Source organism: Polynucleobacter sp. 31A-FELB (assembly GCF_018882405.1).
Lineage (GTDB): Bacteria > Pseudomonadota > Gammaproteobacteria > Burkholderiales > Burkholderiaceae > Polynucleobacter.
In genome coordinates this window covers 53,894-70,923 of the sequence record NZ_JACVOO010000005.1, presented here as the reverse complement: position 1 = coordinate 70,923, position 17,030 = coordinate 53,894, and the positions used below count along the sequence as shown (strand labels likewise).

Sequence of the window (17,030 nt, the reverse complement as noted above, 5' to 3'; positions counted from 1 at the left end):
AGCATTACTATGGCAATCGCCAAGAAAAAAGTTGCTGCAAAGAAACCAGCTGCTAAGAAAAAAGTAGCTGCTAAGAAGCCTGCTGCTAAAAAAGTAGCTAAGAAGAAGCCTGCTGCTAAAAAAGTAGCTGCTAAGAAGCCTGCTGCTAAGAAAGTAGCTAAAAAAGCTGCTGCTAAGAAGCCTGCTGCTAAGAAAGTAGCTAAAAAAGCTGCTGCTAAGAAGCCTGCTGCTAAGAAAGTAGCTAAAAAAGCTGCTGCTAAGAAGCCTGCTGCTAAAAAAGTAGCTCGTAAAGTAGCAAAAAAAAAGTAAGTAAGCCTGCTGCGAAGAAAGCGGGCAAGGCTGTAAAAAAGCCCGTGGCTAAAAAAGCTGCTGCTTCAACAACGTTGAATCCTGCTGCTGCTTGGCCCTTCCCAACTGGCACACGCCCATAAGCTCTGCTTGTAGACGTGTGAAGTTCAAAGGGATCTCTCACGAGATCCCTTTTTTATTGCCACTTCCAGGAATTATTGGACTTAGAGGGCGAATCCAAACGCGGATTTGAATTGAGCGGCGATTTCATCTTTGCTCATTTGGTGATTTTGTGGTCCCTGGTGGGTAATTTTGATTGAACCCATTAAGCTGGCTAATCGGCCAGTAGTTTCCCAGTCCATGCCATTTTCCAGTCCAAAGAGTAATCCACCCCGGAATGCATCGCCGCAACCAGTAGGATCAACTACTTTAGCCGCTGGCACCGGTGGAATTGCGATGCATTTACCTTCAAAGTAGATATCTGCACCTTCAGCACCCTTGGTAACAATCAACGCTTTCACTCTTTCAGCTACTTTTGCCAAGCTCAGACCTGTTCTTTGGGAAAGCATTTCGCCTTCATAGTCATTTACGGCTAGGTAGCTTGCAATATCTACGAGCTCTAGCAGTTCTGGACCATTGAACATGGGCAGGCCCTGGCCTGGATCAAATACAAATGAAATGCCTGCTTCAGCCAGTTGATGACAGTGCTCCCACATTCCTTGGCGACCATCTGGGGCAACGATGCCGAATTTTGCTGCACCTTTGCCATTCTTGCTACGTTCTGCAACCACAGTAGAAACTTGGTTTAGGTGAGATTCACCCATTGCGCCAGGATGAAAAGCGGTAATTTGATTATTGGCTTGATCGGTAGTGATCATTGCCTGCGCAGTGAATGCTTGTTCAATTTGACGGATGTGCGTTGCATCAATCTTGAGTTGTTTGAGGCGATCAAGATATGGGGCTGCATCACCACCTACCGTTGCCATGATGATAGGGTCTCCACCAAGTAGGCTTAGGTTGTAAGCAATATTGCCTGCACAGCCACCGAATTCGCGACGCATTGTAGGTACGAGGAAGGCGACATTGAGAATGTGAATCTGCTCTGGCAGGATTTGATCGGCAAATTTGCCTTCAAAGTTCATGATGGTGTCGTAAGCGATAGAACCGCAGATCAAGCTGGCCATAAATAATTACTTTCTAATAAAAATCAATTGGAATAAGTGTGAATTAGAGTTTGCAGTCTATTTTTCAGGATAAAAAATTCTGACGCGATAGCCAGCAGCATTTTGCGGGAGGGAAATCGGTAACGCGGACGCAAAGATTTCACCGGAAGGAGCGCCATGACGCAAAAAATCCGGATGCGACTCTTGCCAAGCAGTTGGCAACCATTCTTGTGGAGAAAACTGAATCGTTTTAATCTCCGATTCCTCTGCATCGGTGAGAGAAATTTCTAAATTTGGGAATAAAACGGGTATTGCAAGACGATTTTGTATTTCAACTTGCAGTACAGATTGATTTAAAACGTTTTTAAGGCCCTCTCGCGCGTTTTCAGGTGAAAGGGTGACCGAAGTTATTTTCCAAGCCGCAAAATTGCTTACAGAGCGATTTACGCATCCTAGTGCACGACACAATTGCTCATCCAACTTCTGTAAAAGAGAAAAACTACTTGTTGCAATCGCGGAAGAGCTGCCATCCACGCGCGTTGCTAGTGTTGGCAGTAAGGAATTTCTAGAAAGATGCTCGCCAAAAATAATAAGCAGGAGGAAAAAAAGACTAAGAAGAATTAATTTAGGACTTTTTTTTTGAGCCGGCACCGAAGTGTTTGTGTTTTTGACGTTCACGCTCGCTTTATCACCTTGCGGAGGTAGCGTTCCATGTAAACAGACCCAGCCTTCACTTTCTTTCCAAACGGAAAGAGTTAACCACTGGCTATAAGTTGCAATGACTTCCTCTGCTTGGCGAGCAAGAACACCTGAGAGAACAATTTTTCCCCCTGGACGCATCTTGTTTACTAAGGCAGGCGCTAAAACTTGCAGTGGATTGGCCAAAATATTCGCCATCACGATGTCGTATTTGGTTTCTGCAGCGAGTTCTGGCGCATTTTCATTGGGCAGAACAAAGCGAATAGTCGTATTGTTGATTTCTGCATTGCTGCGAGCTGCAACCATCGCTTGAGGATCAATATCAGTCCCCACAACTGGTATGCATCCCAGTTTTGCGGCGGCAATAGCCAGAATTCCAGATCCACAACCGTAATCGAGCAAACTTTGATTCGAAAGTTGCGTATTTTGTTCAAGCCAAAGCAAGCAAAGATGGGTGGTAGGGTGGCTGCCGGTACCAAATGCGAGACCTGGATCTACCGCCAGGCAAATTGCGTTCGGGTCAGCAGGTGCTTCATGCCAGGAAGGCACTACCCAAATACGTTCACCAATTTGAATTGGGGCAAATTGACTTTGCGTTAAGCGAACCCAGTCTTGTTCCTCAACAATCTTTTCTTGCGGAGCTGGAAGATTGAAGCCTGCTTCCTTAAGAGATGCGAGGAGCTCGGGGATAAAGTTCACTGCGTCCGAGTCATCAATCTCTGGATTAAAGAGTGCAGTTACTGAAGAGCGATCCCAGGCTTGAACTTCAGGTGAAAGCCCTGGCTCGCCATAAAGTGGATTTTCATCGTAACCACCTGCAGCATCATCTTCAACGGTGACGGAGAGTGCGCCCACTTCCAGCAATGCATCACCCAAAGGCTCTGCAATTTCTGCTGGTACCGTGAAAATGAGTTCACGATAGGACATGTTGACTCCAAACGGACATCAATTGACCTAGGACTTCGGGTTGCCGCGACTAGCGGCTTGCTCTTCGAGGCGATGCTCTAGATAGTGAATACTGGTTCCGCCTTCCATGAAGTTCGGGTCGAGCATGAGTTCACGATGCAGAGGTACGTTCGTTGTAATGCCGTCAATCACCATTTCAGAAAGCGCAATTTGCATGCGACGAATCGCTTGTTCGCGAGTATTGCCGTAAGAAATCAGCTTGCCGATCATCGAATCGTAATTGGATGGCACAACGTAGCCACTGTAGGCATGTGAGTCAACACGAATGCCAGGACCGCCTGGCATGTGGAATGAACCAATTTTGCCTGGGCTTGGTGTGAACTTAAAGGGATCTTCCGCATTCAGACGGCATTCAATGGCGTGACCACGGAAAACAATGTCTTTCTGGCGATAACTGAGTTTTAAGCCTGCAGCAATACGAATTTGTTCCTGAACGATATCAACGCCAGTAATCATTTCAGTGACTGGGTGCTCTACTTGAACGCGGGTATTCATTTCAATAAAGAAGAATTCCCCGTCTTCGTACAAGAATTCGAAAGTACCAGCACCACGGTACCCAATTTTTCTACAGGCTTCTGCACAGCGCTCACCAATCTTTGCAATCAAGCGACGATCGATGCCTGGTGCTGGAGCTTCTTCGATCACTTTTTGGTGGCGACGTTGCATTGAGCAATCACGCTCGCCCAACCAAATAGCATTGCCATGGGTATCGGCCAAAATTTGAATCTCTACGTGGCGAGGTTTCTCTAAAAACTTCTCCATATAGACTTCTGGGTTACCAAAAGCGCGGCCAGCCTCTTCTTTGGTCATATTGACTGCATTTAGAAGAGCGGCTTCGGTATGCACTACGCGCATACCGCGACCACCACCGCCACCAGCAGCTTTAATGATGACTGGATAGCCAACACGCTTTGCTGTAGTAATAATTTCTTTTGGATTGTCAGGCAATGCGCCTTCAGATCCAGGAACGCAAGGAACACCCGCTTTAATCATGGCGCGCTTGGCCGAAACCTTATCGCCCATCAGGCGAATTGAAGCGGCAGTTGGGCCAATGAATGCAAAGCCTGATTTCTCAACACGTTCAGCAAAGTCAGCATTCTCAGAGAGAAAGCCATAGCCTGGATGGATCGCCTCAGCATCAGTCACTTCTGCCGCCGAAATAATGGCTGGCATATTGAGATAGCTGAGTGGTGACGGAGCAGGTCCAATACAAACAGCTTCATCTGCAAGCTTCACGTATTTAGCTTCTTTGTCTGCAGTCGAATAGACCACTACAGTTTTAATTCCCAACTCGCGACATGCGCGTTGGATACGGAGAGCAATTTCTCCGCGATTGGCAATCAGAATCTTATCGAACATGTCGGCTCTGAGTTAAGTAACGGTGGATTGGAATAGATCTAAGAGAGATCTATTAAGCGATGATGAATAGCGGCTGGTCAAATTCAACACCTTGGCCGTTTTCACACAGAATTTGCTTAATGACACCAGCTTGCTCTGATTCAATCTCATTAAGCAGCTTCATCGCTTCAATAATGCACAGCGTTTGACCAACTTTCACTGTGTCGCCAACTTTCACAAAGTCTGGAGACTCAGGATTGGGTGCGCGATAGAAAGTTCCCACCATTGGTGAGCGAGCTACAAAACCAGTTTCAGCAGGCGCTTCTTCAGCAGCTGGTGCGGAAACAGTTGGCGCAGCTGCGGGAGCAGCTTGCAATGCCTGAACCGGTGCTGGATTGGCGTAAACCACTTGACCGGCAGGAGCTGGAGATCCGGCATTCACAATGCGAACACGATCTTCACCTTCATTCACTTCTAATTCAGAAATTCCTGATTCAGAAACGAGGTCGATTAGGGTTTTTAGTTTTCTCAAGTCCATGGAAAGGCTTCCTCTCTTGTAATTCTTAATTAATCTTTATTTTTGTAAACGTGCGATTGCTGCTTGCAAGGCCAATTCATATCCAATTGCCCCTAGTCCACAGATCACGCCAGTGGCGATATCTGACAGATAGGAATGTTTGCGGAATTCTTCGCGCTGATGAATATTGGATAGGTGCACTTCCGTGAATGGGATCGCAACCCCAGCCAAGGCATCACGCAAGGCAACGCTGGTATGGGTAAAGGCGCCTGGATTGATGATGATGAAATCCACACCATCTTGTTTAGCCTTTTGAACTCGGTCAATCAGCTCGCCTTCATGATTGCTTTGGAAGGTAGATAGATCGACTGAGTGAGTCTTGGCGATTGCGCCAAGCTTTGTATGAATATCTTCTAGGGTAGTTTTGCCATAAACCTCTGGCTCACGGGTGCCCAACAGATTGAGATTGGGGCCTTGGATAACGAGAATTGAAGTATTTTTCGACATAAATCGATATTTTTAGAGGCAGTTAAGTTTAATTACGTTAATAAAGCATTTCTCTAAAACTGCTTACTTCATGAAGAATCCTCTTCACCAAGTACAAGGAAAGTATACCCCCAGACTCTGATGGCAAGTCTAAAAAATAGGGGATAAATTCGCTAATTTTTATGATTTTAAGAGCAGATATTGCAAAATTCAGGTGAGAAATGCCACATTCCTGCCTAAATGATCGCTAGCGAATAGTTTTTAAAAATCCTTATAAAGCTGATTTAATGGCTTTTCTGAGCTCTTCTTCGCTTATCTTCCCTAATTTGCTGCTAGTTGCTTTGCCTTGAGCATTAATGATGATGGTGTACGGAAGAGCGCCTTGGCTATTCCCCATTTGCTTGGATAAATTACTGCCTTCTAGTCCGCCAATCACGATGGGGTAAGAAACTGGGGTTTTTTCAAGGAATTCGCGAATATTAGAGGGTGAATCGATACCGATGCCGACAAATAAGACATTTTGAGTCTTAAATTCAGCTTGTAATTTGTCCAAAGTCGGCATTTCTTCGACGCAAGGGGGGCACCAAGAGGCCCAAAAGTTCACTACTAGGACTTTTCCGCGCCATTGCTCGGTATCGACTGGTTTTCCATCGGGCGTTTGCCACGGGTTGGCAAAAAAGGCTTTGATAGCCGGATCACTTGCAAGACCTGTTTTGTAAATCCATTGCGAAGTCAGGACCCCAGCAAGGAGCGCTGCGAGACTAATCGCGATGATGCTAATCCACTGTCTTCGGTTCATTGCTACTCCTTAGCTAAAATTCCCCAATGCATATTCATATCTTGGGCATTTGCGGTACTTTCATGGGCGGCATTGCCGCAATCGCTCGGCAGGCCGGACATCGCGTAACTGGCTGTGATGCCAACGTGTATCCACCAATGAGTACTCAGCTTGAAGCGCAGGGCATTGAGCTCATCGAGGGATTCTCGCCCGACCAATTATTACAGTTTGAGACGATGCCGGATTTATTTGTAATCGGCAATGTCGTTTCTCGTGGCAATCCGCTAATGGAGGCCATTCTTAGCCAAGGACTTCCTTACACCTCTGGACCCCAGTGGCTGGGCGAACAAGTTCTGTTTGGTCGACATGTCTTGGCTGTGGCAGGAACGCATGGCAAAACAACCACCTCTGCAATGCTGGCTTGGATTTTGGAATTCAATGATTACAAGCCGGGTTACTTAATTGGTGGAGTGCCATTGAATTTCACGGTATCGGCTCGCTTAGGCGAGAGTAAATACTTTGTGATCGAAGCTGATGAATATGACACGGCGTTTTTTGATAAACGCAGTAAGTTTGTTCACTATCGCCCACGCACTGCTTTGTTAAATAATCTCGAGTTTGATCACGCCGATATCTTTGCTGATCTTGCTGCAATCGAAACACAGTTTCATCATTTGGTTCGCACAGTGCCGGGCAACGGTCTCGTGGTGGTGAATGGTGAAGAGCCTGCTCTAGAGAGAGTCATCGCACGAGGTGCTTGGGCGCCTGTTGAAAAGTTTGGCCAAGATAAAAAGAATGCCTGGTCTTTAATTTCTCAAGCGGCAGATGGCTTTATTGTTTTGCAAGATGGTAAAGAAGTTGCAACGGTTGCGTGGGCTCGGGACTCTGGCGTCATGGGTCGACATAATCAACTCAATGCATTGGCGGCGATTGCCTCAGCTAATCACATTGGCATTTCACCGACGGATGCAGCGCGTGCACTTGCTGAGTTTAAGAATGTGAAACGTCGTTTAGAAATAATTGGCGTAGCAAATGAAGTAACGGTCTACGATGATTTTGCGCACCACCCTACAGCAATTATTACTACGGTAGATGGCTTACGTCGCCGCGTAGGACAGTCTCGTATTTTGGCAGTATTGGAGCCACGCTCTAATACGATGAAACTCGGAGTGATGAAGGCACAGCTACCGAATAGTCTAGAGGCAGCCGATAAGATTTTTGCTTATGGCGCTAGCGCCGGTAAAGATTCTTTAGGTTGGGATTTAAACGAGGTCTTGGCCCCATTAAATACAAAGAGTGACAATCGTGCTGCAGCCTTTGATGATCTATCCGCTTTGGTCAAGGCTGTTGCAAATCAAGCAAAGCCTGGCGATCACATTTTGGTGATGAGTAATGGTGGCTTTGGTGGCGTGCATCAAAAAATATTGACCGCAATACAAGAGAAAGCAAAGTAATGAATATGAGACTAAGAGATAAAGTAGCCATCATTACTGGGGCAGCAAAAGGTATTGGCTTCGCAACGGCAAAGCGCTTTGCGCAAGAGGGTGCGAAAGTCATGATTGCGGATGTGAATCCTGAGGCGGTAAAAGCCGCGGTTGATCTCATTCCAGGCTCAGAAGCCTATGTCATGAATGTGACCGATCGCGCGAGTATTGAAGCGGCTGTTGATCAAATCATGCAGCGTCACGGGCGCATTGATATCTTGATTAATAATGCTGGCATCACACAAGATGCACGCTTGGTCAAAATGACGGAAGCGCAATTTGATACGGTGATTGATGTCAATTTAAAGGGTGTATTCAATTGCACGCAGTTGGTAGTGCCGCACATGTTGGAGGCGGGCAAAGGTGCCGTTGTGAATGCTTCAAGCGTTGTTGGCATCTATGGAAACTTTGGTCAGACAAATTATTCCGCCACGAAATTTGGTGTCATTGGCTTTACTAAAACTTGGGCGCGTGAATTGGGTGCAAAAGGGATTCGGGTAAATGCAGTGTGCCCAGGCTTTATTGCAACTGAGATGGTCAAGGCCATGCCAGAAAACATTCTGAAAGATATTGAAAGACGCAGCTGGCTTGGTCGCCTAGGTACTCCAGAAGAAATGGCGAACGTGTATTTATTCTTAGCGAGCGATGAAGCTAGTTATGTCAATGGCGTAGCACTTGAGGCCAGCGGCGGGATCTCTCTTTAAGCATGCATCTTTTATATGAAGAGGGTGGTGACATCAAGGTCGCCACAGTCCAGTCTGCCTCGGGCGCTGGAGATGCTGAATCTTGGCAGGCGACGAGCCTGTCCGGGAAAAAGATCAAACTAAAGGCCAAAGAAGTTTGGCTACGTTTTGAAAAGCCAGAGCCTCAGGCATTAATGGATGAGGCAAATGCTTTATCTAAAGAGATTGATCTGCAGTTCTTATGGGACTGTGCGCCTGATGAAGAATTTGGCCTGGTAGATGTTGCTCAAGAATATTTTGGCGCACAAGCCAGCATCCCGCAACAGACGGCATTAGCGATTGCCTTACAAGGTGCGCCAGTATTTTTCCGTCGTAAAGGGCGCGGACGTTTTCAAAGAGCGCCGCTAGAACAGTTGCAGGCTGGTCTAGCTGCACTCGAGCGCAAGCAAAAAGAATTAGAGCAGCAGGCTGCGTGGCAAAAGGAGTTGGTATCTGGCGTATTTCCAGAAACTCTCCAGTCTCAAGCAAATCAACTCCTATTTTCTCCAGATAAAAATACCTCTGCCTATAAAGCTTTGATTGCTGCTTGCACTGAATCAGGAGAATCGCCTGCCCAGTTGATGATCCGCTGCGGCGCCATTGATTCACCTTTGCAATATCACCAAGGCATGTTTTTAAAAGCCCATTTCCCTCGGGGTGCTGAACACGACCAAAGTTTGGTGGTTGAGCAAGCTGCATTAGATGCCGCTATTTCAGAGTTACCTTTAGCCGAAGTGACCGCCTTCTCGATTGATGATTCAGGCACTACTGAGATTGATGATGCTTTATCGGTTACTGCGCTTGAGGGTGGCGGACATCGTATTGGCATTCATATTGCGGCGCCTGGTTTGGTGATCGCTAAGGATGACGCTTTAGATAAGGTTGCACGTACCCGCATGTCTACGGTGTATTTCCCTGGCGATAAGATCACGATGTTGCCCGACACAGTGATTTCGCAGTTCTCATTGGATGAGGGTGCCGCTCGCCCAGCTTTATCGATTTATGTGGACATCGATGCGGCTGGAGTCGTAGATAAAGAGACGCTGCAGTTGCGTGCTGAGATGGTTCCCATGGGATCCAACCTTCGTCTCGAGAATTTGGAGCATCTAGTAACGGAAGAAAGTTTGGTCGATGAATCGTCTAACTATCCGTATCGTCAAGAGCTCAGTGTGTTGTGGACTGCAGCAAAGTTATTGCATGCAGGACGTCAGGAGCAACGAGTAGTCAATGGATTACGTGCTGAGCAATTGGGGGTCTTGGATCCCAATGCCTTAGCGAGAGACTTCCATTTTCAAATCAAAGAAGTGGGTGGAGTACAGCGGGTAGACATTACTCCGCGCCAGCGCGGTTCAATCCTGGATACCATCGTTGCTGAGTGGATGATTTATTGCAACAGTGCTTCAGGGCGTTTACTGGCAGATCATGGGATTCCTGGTTTGTTCCGAACTCAAAAGGGTTGGGGCCCATTGCGGACACGTATGCAGACGACACCTGGCCCTCATGAGGGATTGGGTTTGGAGTATTACGCTTGGTGTACATCGCCATTGCGCCGCTATTCAGATTTGGTGAATCAGTGGCAGTTGATCGCCATAGCCAAGCATGGCATCACTGCCAAGATGGTGGCACCATTCCCGCCGCGAGATGCTGCCCTGATGGGTATTGCTGCAGACTTTGAAGCTTGTTATTCAGCCTATGGTGAATACCAGGACCGCCTTGAAAAATATTGGTGCCTACGCTGGGTTGCTCAAGATGAAGTTCCTAAGCAAGTTTTTGTGAGACATCTCAAAGAAGGTATGTCGCGCGTTGAGCCGGTTCCTTTGCATTTGCCTATTCCAGAGTTAGCTAGTCACCCACGTATGACTCGGGCTGAAGTGAGTATTGCTGATGTAGATCTTCTGCAGCTCACTGCGGGGGTACGAGTGCTTCATATTGAAACACCAGAAATGCCTGAGAGTGATGCAAGTCCCACCTAAGCTGCAGCAGTTAGTTGCTCGTTTGGATGGTAGTTGGCGCCGCTACCCATTTGGCTATGCGCTGGGCCTCTCGATTTTGGCTCATCTCATCTTCTTGTCGTTTCGTTGGGGTATTGGTGAAATAGAAAATCGCCGTTTAAACACGCCTCTGAGCGTTGTTTTGGTGAATGCTAGCAATCAAGTGGCGCCCAAGCAGGCCAATAAATTAGCCCAGGCAGATTTACATGGGGGTGGCAACACTTCCAATCAAGATGCAAGCGCATTGCACCGTGCAAGGCTTGGTGCAGATGCCCGCCTTGAGGTCCTGGAGAAACAACAAAAACAAATGCTGGCCAAGCTTGAAGCAGATCGCGCGCTAGCAGGTGGCCGTAAAAGTGGTAATGAGAAAAAAGCCACATCGCAGCTAAACTCTTTAGAAGCTGAGTTAGCGAAGCGTTTGCAGGTCAATGGACGCGAGCCTCGTCGTAAGGTCTTGACCGGAGCTAGTACGAAGGCAGTTGTATTTGCGCAGTATTACGATGCTATGCGTCAAAAGATTGAGGCTTATGGAAGTGCATTTTTCCCACGTGCTAATGGCCGACCTTTATATGGTAGCTTGGTGATTGTGGTTAGTGTCGATGCTCAGGGGCGGATTGCTAACAATGCCCAAGGTAAAGATGGCTTGAGTATTGGGCGCAGCTCTGGCAATCCTGAGTTAGATCGCCAGGCCTTAGCGATTGTTCGTGCTTCTGCCCCCTTTGGAGTTTTCCCTGTGGAAATGCGTAATCAGATTGATATCTTGGATTGGGTTTCGACTTTTGATTTCACGAGAGATGGATCTGATCGTTTAGATCTACGTCCCTAATTCTGTAGACATCACTCAATTTCGCTTATCCTGTAGTCACTATGAGCCAAGCCACTTCCGTTGAATTGCATACCGATCCCACCCAATTTCCTGGTGTGGATATTTATGCGGTCGCCGGTAATCCGATCTCACACAGTAAATCGCCCGTGATTCATCAACGGTTTGCTGAGCAGTCAAATCAAAAAATGCACTACGGTCGTTTGCAGCCTGCACTTGATCAATTCAAAACTGCTGCGCAAGCTTTCTTTGCTGCTGGCGGCAAAGGCATGAATGTCACTGTTCCATTTAAGTTGGATGCTCAGGCACTTGCAGATGTATTAACACCGCGTGCGCAGCTCGCTGGCGCTGTAAATACTTTGCGTATTAAGGATGGAAAAATCTTTGGCGATAACACCGATGGCGCTGGTTTAGTTAGAGACCTATTAGCGCAGGGTATCCAGATTCAAGGCTCCCGAATTCTATTATTGGGAGCGGGCGGTGCATCGCGCGGAGTGCTGGGCCCATTGCTAGAGCAGTCGCCAAAAGAATTAATGATTGCCAATCGATCTAATGCCAAGGCTGAAGAATTGGTTCGCTTGTTTGGTGATTTGGCTGGCTCACTGGATGTTGTATTCCAGGCAGTTTCTTTAAGCGATCTTGAAGATGCTAGTAAGACTACGTCTCCTTTTGATCTCATTATTAATGCCACTGCTGCCGGACTATCCGATACATCGCCGATTAGTGATGCAGCAGCAAGTAATATTTTTATTCCAAAATCTTTCGCCTACGACATGGTTTACGGCAAAGTCACCGCCTTTATGCAGCAAGCATTACATCGCGGCGCACGGGTAAGTGATGGCTTGGGCATGCTAGTAGAGCAGGCTGCAGACGCCTTCTTAATTTGGCGTGGCGCTTCGCTTGCTGATGCGATTGATTCTCGCGCCGTATTGGCAGAACTTCGCACTTACTAGTTTCTAGCTGAGCTTCGATGCGCTGGCTTTCTCACCTTCTGAAATGTTTACTTTGTGGTTTTGTTGCCATGCAAATGTACTTTGTAATGCAGATTGGCTTATGGGCGGCGCTGGATCCAAGTAGCACTGCATTTCAGAGGGCGGAACGCTGGCGGCTTTGTGGTCTGTCTTGGTCTTGCCCGGTGCAGTCATCTTGGGTTCCCTACGAAAAAATCTCTGCCAATCTCAAGCGTGCGGTCTTGGTGAGCGAAGATGACATCTTCTTTCAGCATATGGGTGTACGAGTGGAGGATATGCAAAAGGCATGGGCTAAAAATTCACAGCTCAATCAACAGGGCGGTAAAGCTAAAACTGCTTTACGTGGTGGCTCCACAATTACGCAGCAACTAGCAAAGAATCTTTTTCTCTCTTCTGAGCAGAATTATTTTCGCAAAGCGCAGGAGCTGATTATTACGGGCCTACTTGAGGTCATGCTATCTAAGCAGAGGCTGTTCGAGATTTATCTGAATTCAGTAGAGTGGGGCGAAGGTATTTTTGGAATTGGTGCCGCTTCTCAACATTACTATGGAGTAAAGCCGGCATCACTTGATCGCGAACAGGCGGCAGCTTTAGCCTCAGCATTGCCAGCTCCAAAGTGTTTCGACAAAGCGCAGTACTGCCGCAAAGCCAATATTCATTTCCCTACAAGACAAGACTTTATTTTAGAAAACATGGATAGAGTGGCTCTAACGCCCACTCCAAAACCAAAGGCGCGATAGGTTTACTGAAACTAGACCCAACTCCTTTTTATTTTCCAGCTACAGCCCTTAATGCATCTCTCGTAGTGATAGCTACTTTTCTGGCTGCCTCAGCAAAATCATTTCCTGAGCTCGCGTACAAGATTGCTCTAGAAGAGTTAATCATCATGCCAGTGCCTGGTTTATTCGGGATGCCGCCAGCCTTCACAGTGGCATCGATATCGCCGCCTTGAGCGCCAATACCTGGGATGAGCAAAGGCATCTCGCCCACAATCGCTCTTACCTTAGCAATTTCTTCGGGGAAGGTTGCGCCAACAACGAGGCTGATTTGACCAGAGGTATTCCATTTCTGCGCAGCCAGCTTGGCAACATGCAGGTAAAGCGGTTCGCCATTGGGGGCCACATTCAAGAACTGAAGGTCAGAGCCTCCTGGATTTGAGGTGCGGCATAAAACAATCACACCCTTACCAGCGTGCTTTAGATAAGGCTCGATCGTGTCAAAGCCCATGTAAGGATTCACGGTCACCGCATCCGCACCATAGCGTTCAAAAGCCTCTAAGGCATAGTGGTCAGCAGTGCTGCCGATATCGCCGCGTTTAGAGTCCAAGATGACTGGGATATGGGGGTATTTATCTTTAAGGTATCTAGTCAGTTTTTCTAGTTGGGCTTCAGCTCTTTGGGAGGCGAAGTAGGCGAACTGGGGTTTAAAGGAACAGGCGGTATCCACAGTGGCATCAGCGATCTCGCGGCAGAACTCAAAAATCCCCTCAGGCTTACTCTGGAATACGGCGGGCAAGCGCTGAGGATCTGGATCAAAGCCCACACACAACATACTGCCTTGGGAAGCCCATGCGGACTGGAGTTGTTGGGTAAAGGTGTTTGGGCTGGAGTTCATTGGGAATAAGCTTATTTTAGTGAAACTGTCATGAGCTATAGGATAAACTAGCGACCATTCCTTAGGAGTTCACCATGATCAACTTGTTCGTCCTGCAAAATGGCCGCCTCTCTCAAGAGCAAGTGGAAGATCGCAATGAATTGTTGCAATACTCCAACCCTATCTGGATCGACGTTGTAGACCCTGAAGAGGAAGAGCTCCTATGGATTAAAGAGGCTTTTGGCGTTCTTTTGCCTGAATTAGATGATTTGGGTGACTTAGAAGCGTCTGCGCGTTATTTCGAGGCAGATGACGGCCACCTCCATATTCGTACTGATTTCCTATTGGATGAAGAAGAAACTTCTCGTAACGTGCGAGTCGCTTTCGTAATGACCAAGCAAGTTTTGTTCTCTATTCATGATGAAGATTTACCGGTGTTCCGTTTGGTTCGCTTGCGTGCCCGTTTGCGCCCAGGGTCAGTAAGTAATGCAAAAGACGTTTTACTCGACCTGTATTCCACTGATGCGGAGTATTCCGCTGATGCTTTGGAAGAGGTTTATGAAAACCTCGAGCAAGCAGGTAAGCGCGTTCTGCAAGATGACATTACTGATAACGATGCAGAAGAGGTGCTTGAAACAATTGCCAAGGAAGAGGATACCAACGGACGTATCCGTCGCAATGTGATGGATACCCGCCGTGCATTGTCTTTCTTAATGCGCAGCAAATTATTGTCTGATGAGCAGCAAGAAGAAGCGCGTCAGATTTTGCGAGATATTGATTCGCTAGAAAACCATACCGCGTTCTTGTTCGATAAGATCAACTTCTTGATGGATGCGACAGTCGGTTTTATTAATTTGAACCAAAGTAAGATCATCAAGATCTTCTCGGTGGTATCGGTTGCCTTAATGCCGCCTACTTTATTGGCTAGTGTGTGGGGTATGAATTTCCGCTACATGCCTGAGTTAGAAGAGACTTGGGGTTATCCAGTCGCCATTATCTCTATGGTGATTTCAGCGATGATTCCATTAGGCTACTTCCGCCACAAGGGCTGGCTAAGCTCACGCTAATTCTGTATTGCTGCCTTATTAGGCGTTTTTAGGTTTAAGCATTTCCAGAAATTGAGAGAGCGCAAAATCGCGCGCTTGCTCTCGTACGATTTGACGATCACCGTTGAAATGCTTGGTCAGTGTGACGGTATTGATCACATCATTTCCAACACTCTCTTTGATCGCCCAGCCAAAGCAAACAGTGCCAACTGGTTTTTCAGGTGAACCTCCTGTTGGGCCAGCGATGCCAGTAATAGAGATGGCGGCGTTGACATTCGCATTGCGAAGTGCCCCTTCAGCCATCGCTTTAGCTACTTGCTCGCTGACTGCGCCAAAAGATTCAATCGTTTCCACTGGCACATTTAAGCATTCAGATTTTGCGGCATTGCTATAGGTGATGTAGCCTCGCTCAAGCCAATCGCTTGAGCCCGCTAAATCCGTCAGGGTTGCGCAGACAAGGCCGCCGGTACAGGATTCAGCTAGGGCAATTTTCCAATCTCGGCTGATTAAAGTTAGCGCAACTGCTCTCGCTAGTTCATGTTGGGGGTCGTTATTATTTTTCATGAGATATAGCTCAATCCAATGTGTAAAAGCGTAATGGTGAGTAGAGTGAAAAATGCTGCAGCCAAATCATCGGCAATGATTCCGAAACCGCGCCAAAGTATTAAACCAAAATTGGATGGAGTGGAATTATCGCCACCTTCTAAATGTTTAAAGTGTCGATCAATCATTCCAATCGGACCTGGCTTCACGGCATCAAAAAATCGGAAGAGTGCAAAAGCCAAAATTTGTACCCATAGGCTTGCTGGCATGATGAAGATCAACACAAGCCAGAAGGCGACAACTTCATCCCACACAATTCCGCCAAAATCTTTTTTACCCAACTCTTCGCTGACTTGTCCGCAGATCCAGCAACCCAGCAGTATTCCCATTCCGATGATCCACAACCATGCTTCGGTAGATAGAAAATACTCGCCTACTAAGAATGCAGCCCAAGCCCACAGGGTTCCCGCGGTGCCAGGGGCGAATGGCGCCAAACCACTGCCCATGCCGAATGCAAGGGCGCGACTAGGTTTGCTAAACACCCACTTGAAGCTGGGAGTGAGGGTGGAGGAGCTTGGCGTATTAGTTTGGGTGTTCATGCGAAGTGATCAAAAGATTTCAGCAGGAAGGTTGCTTGCTGAGAATTTAATTCTTTCCCATTGTTATCGATGATGTGTATCTCAGGTGCTGAGTGTTGCATGGATTTGATGCTACCAATTTGAGTCAGCGGAAGATTTAGATCTGCACTGATTTTGGCGATGACATCCCGTTTGCATTTTGGAGCGGTAAAACACAGCTCGTAATCATCCCCACCGCTCGCAGCGTATTGATGATGGATGATTTGTGATTGCTTGAGTAGCGTGCTAGATTTTGGAATCTTGTCTAAAAATATTTCTGCATCTTTGCTTGACTGTTTGAGGATGTGTTTCAAATCACCCAAGAGGCCATCGGAAATATCTAAAGCGGAATTAGCAAGACCTCTCAAGGCAAGACCCAAATTCACTCTTGGGGTTGGTTGATGCATGCGTACCTCAACAAGTGCTAAATCATCTTTTGATAATTCAATTTCATGACGCAGTGCAGCAAGCGCAATTCTGGCGTCGCCAACGGTTCCCGAAACCCAAATATCATCACCTTCCAAGGCCCCCGATCTTCGAATGGCCTTGTCTTTCGGAGTGCCGCCAAAGGCCGTGATGCAAATATTCAGTGGGCCAGCAGTGGTGTCGCCACCAATCAGTGGGCAGTCATATTCATTTGCAATGGCAAATAAACCTCTACTAAAAGCCTCCAGCCAGCTTGGATTGGGGTCTGGCAATGCCAGTGCCAAGGTAAAGCCCAAAGGCTTAGCGCCCATGGCTGCTAGGTCTGAGAGGTTGACTGCTAGGGCTTTCCAGCCTAGCCACTCTGGGTTGGCATCTGCAAAAAAGTGTCGTCCAGAGATCAGCATGTCGCTGGTGATCGCAATTTCTTCAGTGGGGTCGATTTTAAGTAAAGCGCAGTCATCACCAATCCCCAGCTTTACTGAACCGGGATTCTTGGTGAGCATGAGTTCCGACTGCGTTTTGAAGAAACGCTGAATCAGGTCAAATTCGCCGAGTGGGGATGTTTGAGATTGCATGCCC

At 47.3% G+C, this 17,030-nt stretch carries 17 protein-coding genes and 2 pseudogenes; 8 read left to right on the top strand and 11 right to left on the bottom strand.

The window, feature by feature from the left end:
* Positions 1-9: 9 nt before the first annotated feature.
* Positions 10-431 (top strand): annotated as a pseudogene (locus ICN30_RS04745) (histone).
* 81 nt (positions 432-512) lie between these two features.
* Here ICN30_RS04745 and ICN30_RS04740 read toward each other — a convergent pair.
* From ICN30_RS04740 to ICN30_RS04715, 7 genes and pseudogenes are all read right to left on the bottom strand, one after another.
* Complete coding sequence (locus ICN30_RS04740; protein WP_216273603.1) at positions 513-1,472, bottom strand: carbohydrate kinase family protein; 960 nt, start codon at positions 1,470-1,472, stop codon at positions 513-515.
* A 57-nt stretch (positions 1,473-1,529) separates the two neighbouring features.
* Positions 1,530-1,985: a DUF3426 domain-containing protein gene (locus ICN30_RS11645; protein ID WP_370626597.1), complete on the bottom strand. Its 456-nt coding sequence runs from the start codon at positions 1,983-1,985 to the stop codon at positions 1,530-1,532.
* Positions 1,986-2,156: 171 nt separating this feature from the next.
* Positions 2,157-3,077, bottom strand: a pseudogene (gene prmA / locus ICN30_RS11640) (50S ribosomal protein L11 methyltransferase); the annotation flags it as partial.
* A gap of 27 nt (positions 3,078-3,104) precedes the next feature.
* Positions 3,105-4,475 (bottom strand): acetyl-CoA carboxylase biotin carboxylase subunit, encoded by a 1,371-nt coding sequence (accC, locus tag ICN30_RS04730; protein ID WP_215334274.1) that lies wholly within the window; start codon positions 4,473-4,475, stop codon positions 3,105-3,107.
* Between the two features lie 52 nt (positions 4,476-4,527).
* A complete protein-coding gene (accB, locus tag ICN30_RS04725) occupies positions 4,528-4,992 on the bottom strand; it encodes an acetyl-CoA carboxylase biotin carboxyl carrier protein (RefSeq protein WP_216273599.1) in 465 nt (154 codons plus the stop codon).
* Positions 4,993-5,028: 36 nt separating this feature from the next.
* Complete coding sequence (aroQ, locus tag ICN30_RS04720) at positions 5,029-5,478, bottom strand: type II 3-dehydroquinate dehydratase (RefSeq protein ID WP_216273598.1); 450 nt, start codon at positions 5,476-5,478, stop codon at positions 5,029-5,031.
* A gap of 250 nt (positions 5,479-5,728) precedes the next feature.
* Positions 5,729-6,256 carry a TlpA disulfide reductase family protein gene (locus ICN30_RS04715; protein ID WP_216273595.1) on the bottom strand — a complete coding sequence of 176 codons (528 nt, stop codon included), beginning with the start codon at positions 6,254-6,256 and terminating at the stop codon, positions 5,729-5,731.
* Between the two features lie 26 nt (positions 6,257-6,282).
* Between ICN30_RS04715 and mpl the strand changes: the two genes are divergently transcribed.
* From mpl to mtgA, 6 genes are read left to right on the top strand one after another with little or no spacing between them, the layout of a single operon-like run.
* On the top strand, positions 6,283-7,689 hold the full coding sequence (mpl, locus tag ICN30_RS04710) for a UDP-N-acetylmuramate:L-alanyl-gamma-D-glutamyl-meso-diaminopimelate ligase (protein ID WP_216273593.1): 1,407 nt from the start codon (positions 6,283-6,285) through the stop codon (positions 7,687-7,689).
* Between the two features lie 5 nt (positions 7,690-7,694).
* Complete coding sequence (gene fabG / locus ICN30_RS04705; RefSeq protein WP_216273726.1) at positions 7,695-8,423, top strand: 3-oxoacyl-ACP reductase FabG; 729 nt, start codon at positions 7,695-7,697, stop codon at positions 8,421-8,423.
* 2 nt (positions 8,424-8,425) lie between these two features.
* Positions 8,426-10,414, top strand: coding sequence for a ribonuclease catalytic domain-containing protein (locus tag ICN30_RS04700; protein ID WP_216273592.1), 1,989 nt, complete (start codon positions 8,426-8,428; stop codon positions 10,412-10,414).
* Positions 10,398-11,258 carry an energy transducer TonB gene (locus ICN30_RS04695; protein WP_216273722.1) on the top strand — a complete coding sequence of 287 codons (861 nt, stop codon included), beginning with the start codon at positions 10,398-10,400 and terminating at the stop codon, positions 11,256-11,258. The genes ICN30_RS04700 and ICN30_RS04695 overlap by 17 nt, the downstream gene beginning before the upstream one ends.
* Positions 11,259-11,299: 41 nt before the next feature.
* Positions 11,300-12,208 (top strand): shikimate dehydrogenase, encoded by a 909-nt coding sequence (gene aroE / locus ICN30_RS04690; RefSeq protein ID WP_216273589.1) that lies wholly within the window; start codon positions 11,300-11,302, stop codon positions 12,206-12,208.
* 17 nt (positions 12,209-12,225) lie between these two features.
* On the top strand, positions 12,226-12,966 hold the full coding sequence (gene mtgA, locus ICN30_RS04685) for a monofunctional biosynthetic peptidoglycan transglycosylase (RefSeq protein ID WP_216273588.1): 741 nt from the start codon (positions 12,226-12,228) through the stop codon (positions 12,964-12,966).
* A 28-nt stretch (positions 12,967-12,994) separates the two neighbouring features.
* Here the strand turns inward: mtgA and pyrF are convergent, their stop codons facing one another.
* Positions 12,995-13,840, bottom strand: coding sequence for an orotidine-5'-phosphate decarboxylase (gene pyrF, locus ICN30_RS04680; protein WP_216273586.1), 846 nt, complete (start codon positions 13,838-13,840; stop codon positions 12,995-12,997).
* A 74-nt stretch (positions 13,841-13,914) separates the two neighbouring features.
* Here pyrF and corA point away from each other — a divergent pair, with 74 nt between their 5' ends.
* Positions 13,915-14,886 (top strand): magnesium/cobalt transporter CorA, encoded by a 972-nt coding sequence (gene corA / locus ICN30_RS04675; RefSeq protein ID WP_215376764.1) that lies wholly within the window; start codon positions 13,915-13,917, stop codon positions 14,884-14,886.
* Positions 14,887-14,904: 18 nt separating this feature from the next.
* Here corA and ICN30_RS04670 read toward each other — a convergent pair whose 3' ends face one another.
* The 3 genes from ICN30_RS04670 to thiL are packed head-to-tail and all read right to left on the bottom strand — an operon-like array spanning position 14,905 to position 17,026.
* On the bottom strand, positions 14,905-15,429 hold the full coding sequence (locus tag ICN30_RS04670) for a CinA family protein (protein WP_216273584.1): 525 nt from the start codon (positions 15,427-15,429) through the stop codon (positions 14,905-14,907).
* Entirely contained in the window at positions 15,426-16,007 is a 582-nt protein-coding gene (locus ICN30_RS04665) for a phosphatidylglycerophosphatase A (protein WP_216273582.1), read from the bottom strand. The genes ICN30_RS04670 and ICN30_RS04665 overlap by 4 nt, the downstream gene beginning before the upstream one ends.
* Positions 16,004-17,026, bottom strand: a complete 1,023-nt coding sequence (gene thiL / locus ICN30_RS04660; protein ID WP_216273580.1) for a thiamine-phosphate kinase — start codon at positions 17,024-17,026, stop codon at positions 16,004-16,006. Before thiL ends, ICN30_RS04665 begins: the two co-directional genes overlap by 4 nt.
* Positions 17,027-17,030: the final 4 nt, after the last annotated feature.